The sequence below is a fragment of the Pseudomonas sp. 50_B genome, from assembly GCF_017491625.1.
Taxonomy (GTDB): domain Bacteria; phylum Pseudomonadota; class Gammaproteobacteria; order Pseudomonadales; family Pseudomonadaceae; genus Aquipseudomonas; species Aquipseudomonas danubii.
In genome coordinates, this window is the sequence record NZ_JAFGYX010000209.1 from 1 (window position 1) to 244 (window position 244).

The window sequence follows — 244 nt, forward strand, 5'->3', positions numbered from 1 at the left end:
TTGGGCTATTTCTTCCCGATCTTCGGCGAGGGCAACACCCCGGCCGCGGTGATCGGCGCCTCGGTGCTGCTCTGGGCCGTGCACTTCCTGGTGCTGCGCGGGATCAAGGAAGCGGCCTTCATCAACCAATTGACCACGGTGGCGAAGATTGTGCCGCTGGTGATGTTCATCGTCATTGCGGCCGTGGCGTTCAAGGCCGACATCTTCACCCGCGATATCTGGGGCCGTAGCAATCCGAATTTTG

At 60.7% G+C, this 244-nt stretch carries 1 protein-coding gene; it reads left to right on the top strand.

Annotated elements, in window-relative coordinates; genetic code table 11:
* Nucleotides 1-244: amino acid permease (locus tag J5M73_RS31655; RefSeq protein ID WP_207817042.1), on the top strand; the 244-nt coding region annotated here is incomplete at both ends.